The sequence below is a fragment of the Acidovorax sp. sif1233 genome (genome assembly GCF_019218755.1).
In the GTDB taxonomy this organism is placed as follows: Bacteria; Pseudomonadota; Gammaproteobacteria; order Burkholderiales; family Burkholderiaceae_C; genus Acidovorax.
Map to the genome: position 1 here is coordinate 232,504 of NZ_JAHUWZ010000003.1, position 13,963 is coordinate 246,466.

Below are 13,963 nucleotides of genomic sequence, written 5' to 3' on the forward strand. Positions count from 1 at the left end.
GTTTCTCGCGATCAGGCGGAGGCGGAAGCCTGCGGGGTCTTCTCTTGGCGGATCAGCGCTTCGAATTCCGGACGGAAGTGCTTGATCATGGCGCGCACCGGCATGGCCGCTGCGTCACCCAGTGCGCAGATGGTGCGGCCCTGGATGTTGTCCGCCACCGAATTGAGCAGGTTCAGGTCGCCATCGCGCCCCTGGCCATGCTGGATCCGGTCGATCACGCGCCACATCCAGCCCGTGCCTTCGCGGCACGGCGTGCACTGGCCGCAGGACTCGTGCGAGTAAAAATAGGACAGGCGCAGCAGGCTCTCGACCATGCTGCGGGAGTCGTCCATCACGATGACCGCGCCCGAGCCCAGCATGGAGCCGGCCTTGGCGATGGAGTCGTAGTCCATCGTGCATTCCATGATGATGGAAGCCGGCAGCACCGGTGCGGACGAGCCGCCGGGAATCACGGCCTTGAGCTGGCGGCCCTTGCGCACGCCACCAGCGAGTTCGAGCAGCTTGGCGAAGGGCGTGCCCAGGGGCACTTCGTAGTTGCCGGGCTTTTCCACGTCGCCGGAGACCGAGAAGATCTTGGTGCCGCCGTTGTTGGGCTTGCCGCATTCAAGATAGGCAGCACCGCCGTTGCGGATGATCCACGGCACGGCCGCGAAAGTCTCGGTGTTATTGATGGTGGTGGGCTTGCCGTACAGGCCGAAGCTGGCCGGGAACGGCGGCTTGAAGCGCGGCTGGCCCTTCTTGCCTTCCAGCGATTCGAGCAGCGCGGTCTCTTCGCCGCAGATATAGGCGCCGAAGCCGTGCGCGGCATGCAACTGGAAGCTGAAGTTACTGCCCAGGATCTTGTCGCCCAGGTAGCCTGCGGCGCGTGCCTCTTCCAGCGCTTCTTCAAAACGGTCGTAGGTCTGGAAGATTTCGCCGTGGATGTAGTTGTAGCCCACGGAGATGCCCATCGCGTAAGCCGCGATGATCATGCCCTCGATGACGATGTGCGGGTTGAACTGCAGGATGTCGCGGTCCTTGCAGGTGCCCGGCTCGCCTTCGTCGGAGTTGCACACCAGGTACTTCTGACCCGGGAACGAGCGGGGCATGAAGCTCCACTTGAGGCCGGTGGGGAAGCCCGCGCCGCCACGGCCGCGCAGGCCCGATTCCTTGACGGTGGCGATCACCTGGTCCTGGGTGAGGCCTTCGCCTTCGCCCTGCGCCAGGATCTTGCGCAGCGCGGCGTAGCCGCCACGCGCTTCGTAGTCCTTGAGGCTCCAGTTCGTGCCGTCCAGGTCCGCATAGATCTGCGGGTTGATGTGGCGGTCGTGGAAGCAGGTCTGGACGCCGGTGGCCTGGAACTGCGAGAGGATCTGTGCGGCGGTGGTCATGCTTGTCCTTCCGCAGCGCGCAGGCCATCCACAAGCTGGTCAAGCTTGTCGTTGTCCATGAAACTGCACATGGTGCGGTCGTTGACCAGCATCACGGGCGCATCGGCACAGGCACCCAGGCATTCGCACTGCTGCAGCGTGAACAGGCCGTCGGAAGTGGTCTCGCCCATGGCCACGCCGAGCTTCTTCTCGAGGTGGTGCAGCGCCTTCTGGCCGTCGCGCAGCTGGCAAGGCAGGTTGGTGCAGACGTTGAGCTTGTACTTGCCCGTCGGCTGCTGGTTGTACATGTTGTAGAACGTGGTGACTTCGTGCACCGCGATCTGGGCCATGCCGAGGTACTCGGCGATCACGGCCTCGCTCTCGACACTGACCCAGCCCTGCTCCTGCTGCACGATGGACAGGCAGGCCATCACGGCCGACTGCTTCTGCTCGGGTGGGTACTTGGCGACTTCGCGCGCAAAACGGGCGAGCGTCGCCTCGGTGATGGCGGTGGCGCCAGCGGTCTGGTTCTTCGATTCGGTCGTACTCATCGGTCAATCTCTCCGAACACGATATCCATGGTGCCGATGATGGCCACCGCGTCGGCGATCATGTGGCCGCGGGCCATTTCATCGAGCGTGGCCAGGTGCGCGAAGCCAGGCGCACGGATCTTCAGGCGGTAGGGCTTGTTGGCCCCGTCGCTCACCAGGTAGATGCCGAACTCGCCCTTGGGATGCTCGACGGCGGCATAGGCCTCGCCCTCGGGCACATGGAAACCTTCGGTGAAGAGCTTGAAATGGTGGATCAGCTCTTCCATGTTGGACTTCATGGATTCACGGTCGGGCGCAGCCACCTTGTGGTTGTCGGTGATGACCGGGCCGGGGTTGGCGCGCAGCCAGTCCACGCACTGCTTGATGATGCGGTTGGACTCGCGCATTTCCTGCACGCGCACGAGGTAGCGGTCGTAGCAGTCACCCGTCTTGCCCACGGGCACGTCGAAGTCCATGCGGTCGTAAACGTCGTAGGGCTGGGTCTTGCGCAGGTCCCAGGCGATGCCGGAACCACGCAGCATGGGGCCGGTCATGCCCAGGTTCAGCGCGCGTTCGGGCGGCACCACGCCGATGCCCACGGTGCGCTGCTTCCAGATGCGGTTGTCGGTGAGCAGGGTCTCGTATTCGTCCACACAGGCCGGGAAGCGCTGGGTGAAGTCATCGATGAAGTCGAGCATCGAACCCTGGCGGTTCTTGTTCATGGCCTCCAGGGCCTTGGCGTTCTTGATCTTGCTGACCTTGTACTGCGGCATGGAGTCCGGCAGGTCGCGGTACACGCCGCCCGGACGGAAGTACGCCGCGTGCATGCGCGCGCCGGAGACGGCTTCGTACATGTCGAACAGGTCTTCGCGCTCGCGGAAGGTGTAGATCAGGATGGTGGAGCTGCCGCAGTCGTTGCCGTGCGAACCCAGCCACATCAGGTGGTTCAGCAGGCGCGTGATCTCGGAGAACATCACGCGGATGTACTGGGCGCGGACAGGCACTTCCAGGCCCAGCAGCTTTTCGATGGCCAGGCAGTAGGCGTGCTCGTTGCACATCATGGACACGTAGTCCAGGCGGTCCATGTAGGGCAGCGACTGGATGTAGGTCTTGTGCTCGGCCAGCTTTTCGGTCGCGCGGTGCAGCAGGCCGATGTGCGGATCGGCACGCTGCACGACTTCGCCGTCGAGCTCGAGCACCAGGCGCAACACGCCGTGCGCTGCAGGGTGCTGCGGTCCGAAGTTCAGGGAGTAGTTCTTGATTTCAGCCATGGTGGGTCACGTGGGGCGCGGAGCGCCTTAGTGCAGGCCTCCGTACTTGTCTTCGCGGATGATGCGCGGCGTGATCTCGCGCGGCTCGATCGACACCGGCTCGTAGACCACCCGGCGCTGCTCTGCGTCGTAGCGCATCTCGACGTGGCCGGACAGCGGGAAGTCCTTGCGGAAGGGGTGGCCGATGAAGCCGTAGTCGGTCAGGATGCGGCGCAGGTCGTTGTGGCCGTCGAACACGATGCCAAAAAGGTCGAACGCCTCGCGCTCGTACCAGTTGGCCGAGTTCCAGAGATCGGAGACCGAAGCCACCACAGGGAAATCGTCATCCGCGCAGAACACCTTCACGCGCAGGCGCTGGTTCAGGCTCACGGACAGCAGGTGCGAGACCACACAATAGCGGGCTCCCTCGTTCACTGCGTCTGCATAGGCGGAATAGTCCACGCCGCACAGATCGATCAGCTGTTCGAAACGGCAACCCTCCGCATCACGCAGGACGCGCATGGCATCGAGGTAGTCGGCGGCGGCAACGACCACCGTGACCTCATCCAGGGCCACCGTGATCTGGCGCACTTTCGCGCCCAACGCCGCGGCAATGTTGTCTTTGAGGTTTTCGGGCCGAATGGCAACAGCAGTCATCATCAACCCTTCAGACGCGAGCAATGGTGTTGGTGCGGCGGATCTTCTGCTGCAGCTGGATGATCCCGTAGATCAGCGCTTCGGCCGTGGGCGGGCAGCCGGGCACGTACACGTCCACGGGCACGATGCGGTCGCAGCCGCGCACCACGGAATAGCTGTAGTGGTAGTAGCCGCCGCCGTTGGCGCACGAACCCATCGACAGCACCCAGCGGGGCTCCGACATCTGGTCGTACACCTTGCGCAAAGCGGGCGCCATCTTGTTGCACAGCGTGCCGGCCACGATCATCAGATCGGACTGGCGGGGGCTGGCACGAAACACCTCCGCACCGAAGCGGCCGATGTCATAGCGCGCGGCGGCGGCATGCATCATCTCCACCGCACAGCACGCCAGGCCAAAAGTCATGGGCCACAGAGAGCCCGTCTTGGCCCAATTCACCACGGAGTCATAGCTCGTGGTGATGAAGCCTTCCTTCATCACGCCTTCAATCATTGCATCATCCTTGTTGAGGCCCGCTCATTCCCAATCCAGGGCACCCTTTTTCCACTCGTAGGCAAAGCCCACGACCAGGATGGCCAGGAAAATCACGACGGCCACGAAGCCGGCGATACCCACCTCATGCAGCGTCACCGCCCACGGGAAGAGAAATGCGATTTCGAGATCGAAAAGAATGAAGAGAATGGCCACGAGGTAGTAGCGCACGTCAAACTTCATGCGCGCATCCTCGAAGGCTTCAAAGCCACATTCGTAGGGGGAGTTCTTCGCGGCATCCGGGCGGTTGGGGCCCAGTATGTAGCCGAGGACAAGGGGGACAACGCCGACGGCGATGCCGACCAAGATGAACAAAAGGACGGGGAGGTACTGATCGAGGTTCATCTTGAGGATGTGCTCACCGCTGTGGCCTTGCCCGTCAGGACCCGAGCCGGGTCATGCAGGCAGGCCTTTGTTTTGGTGCCGTCGGCGAGACTCGAACTCGCACAGCTTTCGCCACTACCCCCTCAAGATAGCGTGTCTACCAATTTCACCACGACGGCTGTTTTTTGCATCTGGATGGCATGAGGAACCTTGCGGTTTTGGCTTTCCAGACAATCCAGAATTCTACTCCGGAAAAACCCTGCTTCGGCTTACGAAGCCCAATTTAGTGCAGATTATTTGGTGGGGATCTGCGCGGCGCCTGAAGCGGGCACCGCAGGAGCCACAACAGCATCCGAAGCCGAGGCCGCAGGAGCACCCGCGGGCACTGCAGCAGCCGGGCTTTCCAGCACGCTGCCCGAACTGGCGGGACGCGCATTGCCAAAGTAGGCCAACGCCAGCGTTGCGACAAAAAACACCGCAGCCAGGACTGCCGTGGTGCGCGACAGGAAATTGGCACTGCCGCTGGCGCCGAACAGGCTTCCGGAACTGCCGCTGCCAAATGCCGCCCCCATGTCCGCACCCTTGCCATGCTGGACAAGGATCAGGCCAATCATCCCCAGGGCCGTCAGCATCTGCACCGCCAAAACCACATTCACGATCACGTTCATTCTCTGTTCACTCCTGATTGAATAGCTGGAAGGGCCGCCTCAACGGGCAGCCGCAATAATTTGCAGGAAATCGGACGCCTTCAGCGATGCCCCCCCGACGAGGCCGCCATCGATGTCAGGCTGCGCAAGCAATTGCGCCGCATTGACGGCATTCATGCTGCCGCCGTACAGCAGGCGGATGCGGTCGGCGTGCTCGCTGGCCGCAGACAGCTGCGCACGCAGCACCGCGTGCACGGCCTGCGCCTGTTCGGGCGTGGCCGTGCGGCCCGTGCCGATCGCCCAGACCGGTTCGTATGCCACCACCACTTCGCTGATGCAATGGCCATTGAGATGGATCACCGCCGCCAGCTGGCGCTTGACCACGGCCTCGGTCTGGCCGGCCTCGCGCTCCTGCAGGGTCTCGCCGACACAGACAATGGGCGTGATGCCCGCGGCCAGTGCCCGTTGCGCCTTTTCGGCAACGGCGACATCGGTTTCCCCATGGTACTGGCGGCGCTCCGAGTGCCCCACCAGCGCATAGCGCACGCCAAATTCCTTCAGCATGGCAGCCGAGACCTCGCCGGTGTACGCCCCTGCATCGTGCTGCGACACATCCTGGGCGGCAATCGCCACCACGGATCCGAACGCGACGGACTGCGCCTGCGCCAGATACGGAGCAGGCACGGCGACAGCGACGTCGCAGGCCGCGCCCTCAAGGCCGGCAATGATGCCTTTCAACAGGGCATCGTTGGCAGCCAGGCTGCCGTTCATCTTCCAGTTGCCTGCAATGAGTTTTTTCTTGCTGTTCATGGTCACCACGTCAAAACAATCTTGCCGATGTGCTGGTTCGACTCCATCAGGGCATGGGCATTGGCGGCATCCGCCGCAGCAAACGTGCTGTGGATGACGGGACGCACCCTCCCCTGCGCCAGCAAAGGCCACACATGCTCGCGCAACGCGCGGGCGATGGCGCCCTTGAATGCCACGGGACGCGGGCGCAGGGTGGAACCCGTGATGGTGAGCCGGCGCCGCAGCACCAGGCCCGCATTGAAGTCACTCTTGACACCACCCTGCACCGCGATGATGACGATGCGCCCGTCTTCGGCCACGCACTCCACCTCGCGCGCCACATAGTCGCCAGCGACCATGTCCAGCACCACGTCCACGCCCTTGGCCTGCGTGATGCGCTTTGCTTCCGCCACGAAGTCCTGCGTCTTGTAGTTGATGGCATGGTGGGCCCCCAACTGCAGACAGGCCGCGCACTTGTCGTCGCTGCCCGCCGTGGCAATGACGGTCGCTCCGAACGCCCGCGCCAGCTGTATGGCAGTCACGCCAATGCCGCTGGTGCCCCCCTGGACCAGCAGGCTTTCGCCCGCCTGCAGACGCCCCCGGTCGAAGACGTTGCTCCACACGGTAAAGAACGTTTCCGGCAACGATGCCGCCTCGACGTCGCTCAAGCCCTCGGGCACGGGCAGGCACTGCGCGACAGGTGCCACGCACCACTGCGCATACCCCCCGCCCGCCACCAAGGCACAGACGCGGTCGCCCACGCCAATGCCCGCCTGCGCCATGGCAGCAGGATCACCCGACTCCACCACGCCCGCGACCTCCAGGCCCGGCAGGTCCGAGGTGCCGGGCGGCGGAGCATAGTGCCCCAGTCGCTGCAGCACGTCAGGACGGTTGATGCCGCTGGCGGCAACACGGATCAGCAACTCGCCGGCGCCCGGCTCCGGCATGGGGCGTTCCCCCAGCTGCAACACCTCCGGCCCACCAAAGGATGTGATCTCGACAGCACGCATGTTGCGATTCCTTGGACAGTTGGTTGGTTTGAGTGATTTTGATTGCCAACGCCCTTTTCACAGGCGCCAGCAGCTACAAAATCAATAGCAAATCACCAACTCAGCCCACGATCTGCCCGGAACCGTTGTCCGAAGGCAGGGATTGCTGTTGTTGTTGCTGCTCCGCCGGCTGGCGGCCGCCGTCGCGCCCCTGGTCACGGCGAGGCTCACGGTCACCGCGCTCCGCGGGAGCAGGACGATCGCTGCCACCCGCCGGGCGGTCGGCCAGCACCTTCATCGACAGTTTGATGCGGCCCTTCTCATCGGTCTCCATGACCTTGACCTTCACGATCTGGCCTTCGGTCAGGTAGTCGGACACCTTCTCGACACGCTCATGGGCGATCTGGCTGATGTGCAGCAGGCCATCCTTGCCGGGCAGCAGGTTGATCAGCGCGCCGAAGTCCAGGATCTTGGTCACGGGACCTTCGTAGATCTTGCCGATCTCGACCTCGGCCGTGATCTGCTCGATGCGCTTCTTGGCTTCGTCCGCCTTGGCAGCGTCGGTGGCCGCGATGGTGATGGTGCCGTCTTCCTCGATGTTGATCTGGCAGCCCGTTTCCTCGGTCAACGCACGGATCACGGCGCCGCCCTTGCCGATCACGTCGCGGATCTTCTCGGGGTTGATCTTCATGGTGTAGAGCTTGGGCGCGAAGGTGGACACCTCGGTCTTGGCTTCGCCCATGGCTTCCTGCATCTTGCCCAGGATGTGCATGCGTGCTTCCTTGGCCTGCGCCAGGGCGACCTGCATGATCTCCTTGGTGATGCCCTGGATCTTGATGTCCATCTGCAGCGCGGTGATGCCGCCGGTGGTACCCGCCACCTTGAAGTCCATGTCGCCCAGGTGATCCTCATCACCCAGGATGTCGGTCAGCACGGCGAAGCGGTTGGCATCCTTGATCAGGCCCATGGCGATACCCGCCACGTGGGCCTTCATGGGCACGCCGGCGTCCATCATGGACAGGCAGCCGCCGCAGACCGAAGCCATGGACGAAGAGCCATTGGATTCGGTGATTTCCGACACCACGCGCATGGTGTAGGGAAATTCTTCCTTGGTGGGCAGCACAGCCACCAGGGCACGCTTGGCAAGGCGGCCGTGGCCGATTTCGCGGCGCTTGGTCGAACCCATGCGGCCCACTTCGCCCGTGGCGAAGGGAGGCATGTTGTAGTGCATCATGAAGCGGTCTTCGTACTCGCCAGCCAGGGCGTCGATGCGCTGCGCATCGCGCTCGGTACCCAGCGTGGTCACGACCAGCGCCTGGGTTTCGCCACGCGTGAACAGCGACGAGCCATGGGCGCGCGGCAGCACGCTGCTGCGGATTTCGATGGGGCGCACAGTGCGCGTGTCGCGGCCGTCGATGCGGGGCTCGCCGGCCAGGATCTGGCTGCGCACGATGCCCGCCTCGATGTCGAACAGCATGCCCTCGACCTTCACGGCATCGAACTCGACGCCATCGGCCTTCAGCGCGGCCATCACGGCGGCGTAGGACTCGCGGCAGGCCTGGGTGCGGGCCTGCTTGTTGCGGATCTGGTAGGCGGCGCGCAGCTTGTCGTCGGCCAGCGCAACCACCTTGGCGATCAGGGCTTCGTCCTTGGCGGGCGCTTCCCACTGCCACACGGGCTTGCCAGCATCGCGCACCAGTTCATGAATGGCGTTGATGGCCACATTGCCTTGCTCATGGCCAAACACCACGGCGCCGAGCATGATTTCTTCGGACAGTTGCTGGGCTTCGGATTCGACCATCAGCACGGCGGCTTCGGTGCCGGCCACGACCAGATCCATCTGCGAGCTCTTGCGCGCCGTCTGGCCGGGGTTGAGCACGTACTCGCCATTGATGTAGCCCACGCGTGCGGCGCCGATGGGGCCGTTGAACGGGATACCGGAGATGGCCAGCGCCGCACTGGTGGCGATGAGGGCAGCGATGTCAGCATCCACTTCGGGATTCAGCGACACCGTGTGGATCACCACATGCACTTCGTTGAAGAAACCCTCGGGGAACAGCGGGCGGATCGGGCGGTCGATCAGGCGGCTGGTCAGCGTTTCGTGCTCGCTGGGCTTCGCTTCGCGCTTGAAGAAGCTGCCGGGGATCTTGCCGGCGGCGTAGGTCTTCTCGATGTAATCCACCGTCAGGGGGAAGAAGTCCTGGCCGGGCTTGGCGCCCTTGGATGCCACCACGGTAGCCAGCACCACGGTGTCATCAATGTTCACCAGCACGGCGCCAGAGGCTTGGCGTGCGATTTCGCCGGTTTCCATGACGACGGTTTTGTCGCCCCATTGGAAGGTCTTGGTGACTTTGTTGAAAATGCTCATGTTCAGCTCCTTTTTTAATAGCTGGTAGCGCTCTACCAGACTGCGGCGGAGAGCAATTCAGAACACGATGCCATTCCAGTGGGCCTGACTGCTGCACTGCGGCGGCAACCCCATTGGAATGACACAGCTTCGCTCTGTTTTGCGGCTCCGAAGTAAAAAACGCCTGAGCTAGCGGACTAACCCAGGCGTTTTCGCATGCAATGAAGATTACTTGCGCAGACCCAGCTTGGCGATCAGCGCGGTGTAACGGTCAGCGTCCTTGGCCTTCAGGTAGTCCAGCAGCTTGCGGCGGCGGCTCACCATGCGCAGCAGGCCGCGGCGACCGTGGTGGTCCTTGGCGTGCGTCTTGAAGTGAGGGGTCAGTTCGTTGATGCGGGCCGTCAGCAGGGCCACTTGCACTTCTGGACTGCCAGTGTCGTTGGCAGCACGGGCATTGGCCTTGACGACTTCGGCCTTGATGGAGGATGCGATCATAATTTTTCCTTGATGGAGTCTCGACAGACTTGCCGAGCCTTGGTTCTTACTTGCGCCAGCAGCTGGAACGGCCGCAGGCGTGCGTCTTGCACCATGCAAAACTTGTCGATTATAACCCCCATGTGGAATTCTTGCCTGCCCAGGTTCCCGCCCCACACCTGAAAGCCCCCTCATGACGCAACTTGACGCTTTCCTTTCACACACCACAGTCCGCCATGCCTTGCTGGCCACAGGCGTCGCTTTGATCCTGATCACAAGCCCTGGCTACGCACTGGCCAAGCGCTCTGCCAGTGACACCGCCACCACCGCCAACACCTCTTCCACGAAGAAAAGCGTTAGCAAAGTCACCTATCAGCGCAGCAGCTCCGAAGAGACACCCGCCCAGCGTGATCGCCGGATGTACCGGGAATGCAAAGGCATGCACAACGCGGGGGCTTGCCGGGGGTATACGCGCAAGTAGCAAACCGCTCATCCCAATGCGAGCACCATTGGTCGAGCAGCATCAGCCTGCCGCACCAGCAGGCTAATAAGATTGTCCCATGCATGCATCGCCACCATTACAACTTCGAGGAAGGCCGCTCGTCCCTTTAAGCCCTCAAGCACAGAGCGGTTTCACCGCCATTGAGTTGATGGTCGTAATCACCATCGTTGCAATATTGGCCGCACTGGCAACCCCCAGCTTCACCCCCCTGATCGAACGCTGGCGCGTGCGTCAGGCCACCGAAGAATTGCAATCCACACTCTATTACGCCCGCTCCGAAGCCATCAAGCGTGGCGGGGGCATAAGCATTGTGCAGAACAGCAACAACGGCTGGGCTGTGTATTTTGACGCAAATAGCAACGGGAACAACGAGGCTAACGAGGTATTGCAATCCACCAGTTCTCCTCCACGGCTAAGCATTACCTTTCCTGCCAACGTCATTGCCGTCGACAGATGGGGCACGCTTACGGTGGCAGCGGACTTCCTGATTAAGCCTGACGGGAAGGCTGACGACGACGTCAGCGCGCAGCGTGTATGCGTCAGCGCCGGAGGCCGAATCAAAACAGAGAAAGGAGCAAATGCATGCTGAGCCCCTCACCTCCAGCAATAGCCTCTGCGGGCTTCTCCGCCGTCGAGTTGATGGTCGTGGTTGCCATCATGAGTGTACTAGCGGCCTTGGCGGCACCCAGCTTCATTCCCCTGATTGAAGGGTGGCGCGTCCGCGAGTCCGTGGAACTGCTCCAATCTACGCTGTACTACGCACGCTCGGAGGCCATCAAACGTGGCGGTCAAGTAGTTATTCAGAAAATTCCCAACAACACCAACGGCTGCTCCAGCGCTGTTGATACCGACACTTGGGATTGTGGCTGGGTGGTATGCCATGACACCAGCGGCAACCGTATCTGCGATGCTGCCGAACCCGTGTTGCAGCGCACGGAATCTTCCGCCAGGGTTCATGTCAATTTCATAAGCGGCGGCGCAGGGATCGTGCTCAATCGCTGGGGTCTCGTCAGTGGTCCTTATTTGAGCTTCACCTTTGTGCCGCTGGGTAAGAGTATTTCCCATCCAGGCGTACGCGGCCTCTGTATGAGTTCCGGTGGCCGTATTCGCGTCATTCCTCAAGAAGCCGTCCCATGTACCGGCTGATCACCATGACCATCACACTGCACAAACGCCAACGCGGTATCACACTGATTGAGTCCCTTGTCGCTATCGTCATTGCCGCACTGGGAATTCTGGGCATCCTAGGCGTACAGATGCGAACCCTGAGCGATACCCAGACCACCGTGCGTCGAGCCCAGGCCATTCGGTTGACTGAAGATCTCAGCGAACGCTTGAAAGCGCACCCCAACGCTCTGATGAGCCTCAGCAGCTATGCCAGCGCGTGGACAACGCCATCTACCCCCGTCACTGCACCCACCAAGAATTGCGCAAGTGCGGCATGCACCAGCACTGAACTGACCATTTACGACGTCGCTGATTGGCGGCGTGCAGTGCAACGCGCGCTGCCGGTGGGGGACGCCACGATTTTTCTGGCTCCAGGCGACACGGATGCCACCAATCGCCGGCAACTGGGCATCATGATTCGTTGGCGTGAAAACGAGATTGATATCGATACCGCTGCAGACAAAAAAATCCACAGGGACAACATCGACGCCACGCAAGTTCGTGCCTCAGACGGCACACTCAGCGCAGGAGGTGGGGCGGCTGCATCCTGCACCCCCGGATACACCTGCCATCTGCAGTACATCCCCGTTTCAGCACGATGCGCATCCACCGACATTGGCGGCGGTGTCAAACAGTACTACTGCCCCGGAACCTGAAATGCAGACTAATAACACACACCCCAACGTGCGCACCGTAAATATGCCACTTCAGGGCAAAAGCCAGCGTGGAGTCACGTTGATCGAGTTAATGGTGGGCATCGCGATTGGCTTGTTTGTCGTTGCGGTTGCAATGGGCGCGTTAATGGTGTCCCGTGGTGTCTCCGGCTCAGTCAGTGATGCCAGTAGCATTCAGCAGCAGTCTGCCTACGTCATGCGAGTCATTGGCCTGCAGTTGCGCCAAGCCGGCTCGCTATACCTAAACCTCAATCCCGACAGCGCACCCACAGCCCTCGCCAATGCGGTTCCCGTTGCATTTGAAACTGTCGCCCCCGCTTCAGGCGCAGGCAACAGCTTCGACCCTACCACCAACACCCTGAGCGCCACAGCCACGGCCCTCACAGTGGGCTACCGCCGCTACAAGGAGCCTGTCCACTATGCAACCACAGACCAAGCCATAGCACGAAACTGCGTTGGCGGCCCAACCAACGGAAGTGACGATCAGCGGGTGGAAAGCATTTTCCAACTCAACGGCACCGAATTGCGATGCCAGGGCAACGGCGCCGCAGCGCAGCCTATCGCACAGAATGTAGCCAACTTTCAGGTGCGCTACCTCCTGCAAGACAACACCCTTCCTGGCGCCCCCACCATTCGATACGTCGCGGCAACCGACGTGGGCAGTACAGATTGGGGCCGGGTGCAGGCGGTAGAGGTGTGTTTGGTGCTTTTTGGCACTGAAGTCATCGACATGAATGGCCTGAGTTCAACAGCTACGTCCTACACCGACTGCGATGGCAACACCGCGGTGGACATGGCTACCCTCGCCGGTGCCCGCGCTCGGCGCATGCACGTTGTCTATCGCAATGTGTTTCAACTCCGCAGCCAAGGGTTGGTGGGCATTGCACTCTGAATCCCATTCAAGAAAATCGCCATGTACTCCGTGCGCCCCCCCCTCTCCCCACGCAGCCATTCACAACGCGGTATCGCACTGTTTGTTGTCATCGTTTTTGTCATGCTTTCCATGTTGTTGGCACTGTGGGCGTCACGCACCTCGCTGTTCAATGAACTAGTGGTCGGCAACGATGCCGATTACCAGCGCGCCTACGAAGCCGCGCAAGCCCTGCTGCAGGATGCAGAGTTGGACATCCGCAACCAGAAAGCGGATGGAACCGAATGCCTGGGCACCCTTGACGTTTGTCGCACAGGAATTAATGAAAAAATCCCTCTTGAAACCAAGGACGTGGGCCCCTTGCTCGCCGATTTAGAGGAAAAGACCGCCTTATGCAGCAAGGGCCTGTGCGTAAAGCGCTTAGGCAAACAAGACTTCTGGAACAACAGCGATCCCGCCAAAGGCGTCACACTGGCCCAGATGGCCACCGCAGCAGCGGGAGCGCGGTACGGCCAGTTCACGGGAGCAGGAACCGGCAGCATCTCCACCCCAATCAATCCGATTTTGCAATGGGACGCCACCACGCCAGCCAACTCAGGTGGCTGGTACTGGATCGAAGTCCTGCCTTACCTAGATCTCAAAAACTCCAAAGTCATCATGGATGCATCTCGCTCCAACTTGCTAGCCATTAATCCGAAGTCCCTCGTGGTTTATCGCATTACCGCTTTAGCCTATGGCCGCAAGTCAGGGACCTTGGTAGCACTGCAGCAAACCTATGCGCAGCAAAGAACTCTCAATTAACACCTGCACTATCCAAAAATCGGCTTCTAGTTCAATTCACATACAAGCTAAAGACGATTTAGC

17 protein-coding genes and 1 tRNA gene are annotated in these 13,963 nt (G+C 61.5%); 6 read left to right on the forward strand and 12 right to left on the reverse strand.

Annotated elements, in window-relative coordinates; all coding sequences use genetic code 11:
* Positions 1-11: 11 nt before the first annotated feature.
* From nuoF to rpsO, 12 genes are all read right to left on the reverse strand, one after another.
* Complete coding sequence (gene nuoF / locus KW843_RS12735) at positions 12-1,370, reverse strand: NADH-quinone oxidoreductase subunit NuoF (protein ID WP_218295513.1); 1,359 nt, start codon at positions 1,368-1,370, stop codon at positions 12-14.
* On the reverse strand, positions 1,367-1,900 hold the full coding sequence (gene nuoE, locus KW843_RS12740) for an NADH-quinone oxidoreductase subunit NuoE (protein WP_218295514.1): 534 nt from the start codon (positions 1,898-1,900) through the stop codon (positions 1,367-1,369). The genes nuoF and nuoE overlap by 4 nt, the downstream gene beginning before the upstream one ends.
* Positions 1,897-3,150: an NADH-quinone oxidoreductase subunit D gene (locus KW843_RS12745; RefSeq protein ID WP_218295515.1), complete on the reverse strand. Its 1,254-nt coding sequence runs from the start codon at positions 3,148-3,150 to the stop codon at positions 1,897-1,899. The genes nuoE and KW843_RS12745 overlap by 4 nt, the downstream gene beginning before the upstream one ends.
* 27 nt (positions 3,151-3,177) lie before the next feature.
* Complete coding sequence (locus KW843_RS12750) at positions 3,178-3,786, reverse strand: NADH-quinone oxidoreductase subunit C (RefSeq protein ID WP_218295516.1); 609 nt, start codon at positions 3,784-3,786, stop codon at positions 3,178-3,180.
* A gap of 10 nt (positions 3,787-3,796) precedes the next feature.
* Complete coding sequence (locus tag KW843_RS12755; RefSeq protein ID WP_007849129.1) at positions 3,797-4,276, reverse strand: NADH-quinone oxidoreductase subunit B family protein; 480 nt, start codon at positions 4,274-4,276, stop codon at positions 3,797-3,799.
* Between the two features lie 24 nt (positions 4,277-4,300).
* On the reverse strand, positions 4,301-4,660 hold the full coding sequence (locus KW843_RS12760; RefSeq protein ID WP_055393226.1) for an NADH-quinone oxidoreductase subunit A: 360 nt from the start codon (positions 4,658-4,660) through the stop codon (positions 4,301-4,303).
* A 73-nt stretch (positions 4,661-4,733) separates the two neighbouring features.
* Positions 4,734-4,818 (reverse strand) — tRNA-Leu (locus KW843_RS12765).
* A gap of 114 nt (positions 4,819-4,932) precedes the next feature.
* Positions 4,933-5,307: a preprotein translocase subunit SecG gene (gene secG / locus KW843_RS12770; RefSeq protein ID WP_218295517.1), complete on the reverse strand. Its 375-nt coding sequence runs from the start codon at positions 5,305-5,307 to the stop codon at positions 4,933-4,935.
* 39 nt (positions 5,308-5,346) lie between these two features.
* A complete protein-coding gene (gene tpiA / locus KW843_RS12775) occupies positions 5,347-6,096 on the reverse strand; it encodes a triose-phosphate isomerase (protein WP_218295518.1) in 750 nt (249 codons plus the stop codon).
* A gap of 2 nt (positions 6,097-6,098) precedes the next feature.
* Positions 6,099-7,085 (reverse strand): NAD(P)H-quinone oxidoreductase, encoded by a 987-nt coding sequence (locus tag KW843_RS12780; protein WP_218295519.1) that lies wholly within the window; start codon positions 7,083-7,085, stop codon positions 6,099-6,101.
* Positions 7,086-7,185: 100 nt separating this feature from the next.
* Positions 7,186-9,432, reverse strand: coding sequence for a polyribonucleotide nucleotidyltransferase (pnp, locus tag KW843_RS12785; RefSeq protein WP_218295520.1), 2,247 nt, complete (start codon positions 9,430-9,432; stop codon positions 7,186-7,188).
* A 207-nt stretch (positions 9,433-9,639) separates the two neighbouring features.
* Positions 9,640-9,906: a 30S ribosomal protein S15 gene (gene rpsO / locus KW843_RS12790; protein WP_005793232.1), complete on the reverse strand. Its 267-nt coding sequence runs from the start codon at positions 9,904-9,906 to the stop codon at positions 9,640-9,642.
* Positions 9,907-10,078: 172 nt separating this feature from the next.
* On the opposite strand from rpsO, the gene KW843_RS12795 reads away from it, so the two are divergent.
* The 6 genes from KW843_RS12795 (at position 10,079) to KW843_RS12820 (ending at position 13,900) form a co-directional block, all read left to right on the forward strand.
* On the forward strand, positions 10,079-10,366 hold the full coding sequence (locus KW843_RS12795; protein WP_218295521.1) for a hypothetical protein: 288 nt from the start codon (positions 10,079-10,081) through the stop codon (positions 10,364-10,366).
* Between the two features lie 169 nt (positions 10,367-10,535).
* Entirely contained in the window at positions 10,536-10,976 is a 441-nt protein-coding gene (locus KW843_RS12800) for a GspH/FimT family pseudopilin (protein WP_370628500.1), read from the forward strand.
* Entirely contained in the window at positions 10,970-11,533 is a 564-nt protein-coding gene (locus KW843_RS12805; protein WP_218295523.1) for a GspH/FimT family pseudopilin, read from the forward strand. The genes KW843_RS12800 and KW843_RS12805 overlap by 7 nt, the downstream gene beginning before the upstream one ends.
* 5 nt (positions 11,534-11,538) lie before the next feature.
* Positions 11,539-12,210 carry a type IV pilus modification protein PilV gene (gene pilV, locus KW843_RS12810; protein WP_218295524.1) on the forward strand — a complete coding sequence of 224 codons (672 nt, stop codon included), beginning with the start codon at positions 11,539-11,541 and terminating at the stop codon, positions 12,208-12,210.
* Between the two features lies 1 nt (position 12,211).
* Entirely contained in the window at positions 12,212-13,120 is a 909-nt protein-coding gene (locus KW843_RS12815) for a PilW family protein (RefSeq protein ID WP_255594725.1), read from the forward strand.
* Positions 13,121-13,141: 21 nt separating this feature from the next.
* Positions 13,142-13,900 (forward strand): PilX N-terminal domain-containing pilus assembly protein, encoded by a 759-nt coding sequence (locus KW843_RS12820; protein ID WP_218295525.1) that lies wholly within the window; start codon positions 13,142-13,144, stop codon positions 13,898-13,900.
* Positions 13,901-13,963 lie beyond the last annotated feature (63 nt).

Bases quoted from the DNA above. Each gene is read 5' to 3' on its own strand.
- nuoF (WP_218295513.1), bottom strand. From the start codon at position 1,370: ATGACCACCGCCGCACAGATCCTCTCGCAGTTCCAGGCCACCGGCGTC.
- nuoE (WP_218295514.1), bottom strand. From the start codon at position 1,900: ATGAGTACGACCGAATCGAAGAACCAGACCGCTGGCGCCACCGCCATC.
- KW843_RS12745 (WP_218295515.1), bottom strand. From the start codon at position 3,150: ATGGCTGAAATCAAGAACTACTCCCTGAACTTCGGACCGCAGCACCCT.
- KW843_RS12750 (WP_218295516.1), bottom strand. From the start codon at position 3,786: ATGACTGCTGTTGCCATTCGGCCCGAAAACCTCAAAGACAACATTGCC.
- KW843_RS12755 (WP_007849129.1), bottom strand. From the start codon at position 4,276: ATGATTGAAGGCGTGATGAAGGAAGGCTTCATCACCACGAGCTATGAC.
- KW843_RS12760 (WP_055393226.1), bottom strand. From the start codon at position 4,660: ATGAACCTCGATCAGTACCTCCCCGTCCTTTTGTTCATCTTGGTCGGC.
- secG (WP_218295517.1), bottom strand. From the start codon at position 5,307: ATGAACGTGATCGTGAATGTGGTTTTGGCGGTGCAGATGCTGACGGCC.
- tpiA (WP_218295518.1), bottom strand. From the start codon at position 6,096: ATGAACAGCAAGAAAAAACTCATTGCAGGCAACTGGAAGATGAACGGC.
- KW843_RS12780 (WP_218295519.1), bottom strand. From the start codon at position 7,085: ATGCGTGCTGTCGAGATCACATCCTTTGGTGGGCCGGAGGTGTTGCAG.
- pnp (WP_218295520.1), bottom strand. From the start codon at position 9,432: ATGAGCATTTTCAACAAAGTCACCAAGACCTTCCAATGGGGCGACAAA.
- rpsO (WP_005793232.1), bottom strand. From the start codon at position 9,906: ATGATCGCATCCTCCATCAAGGCCGAAGTCGTCAAGGCCAATGCCCGT.
- KW843_RS12795 (WP_218295521.1), top strand. From the start codon at position 10,079: ATGACGCAACTTGACGCTTTCCTTTCACACACCACAGTCCGCCATGCC.
- KW843_RS12800 (WP_370628500.1), top strand. From the start codon at position 10,536: ATGGTCGTAATCACCATCGTTGCAATATTGGCCGCACTGGCAACCCCC.
- KW843_RS12805 (WP_218295523.1), top strand. From the start codon at position 10,970: ATGCTGAGCCCCTCACCTCCAGCAATAGCCTCTGCGGGCTTCTCCGCC.
- pilV (WP_218295524.1), top strand. From the start codon at position 11,539: ATGACCATCACACTGCACAAACGCCAACGCGGTATCACACTGATTGAG.
- KW843_RS12815 (WP_255594725.1), top strand. From the start codon at position 12,212: ATGCAGACTAATAACACACACCCCAACGTGCGCACCGTAAATATGCCA.
- KW843_RS12820 (WP_218295525.1), top strand. From the start codon at position 13,142: ATGTACTCCGTGCGCCCCCCCCTCTCCCCACGCAGCCATTCACAACGC.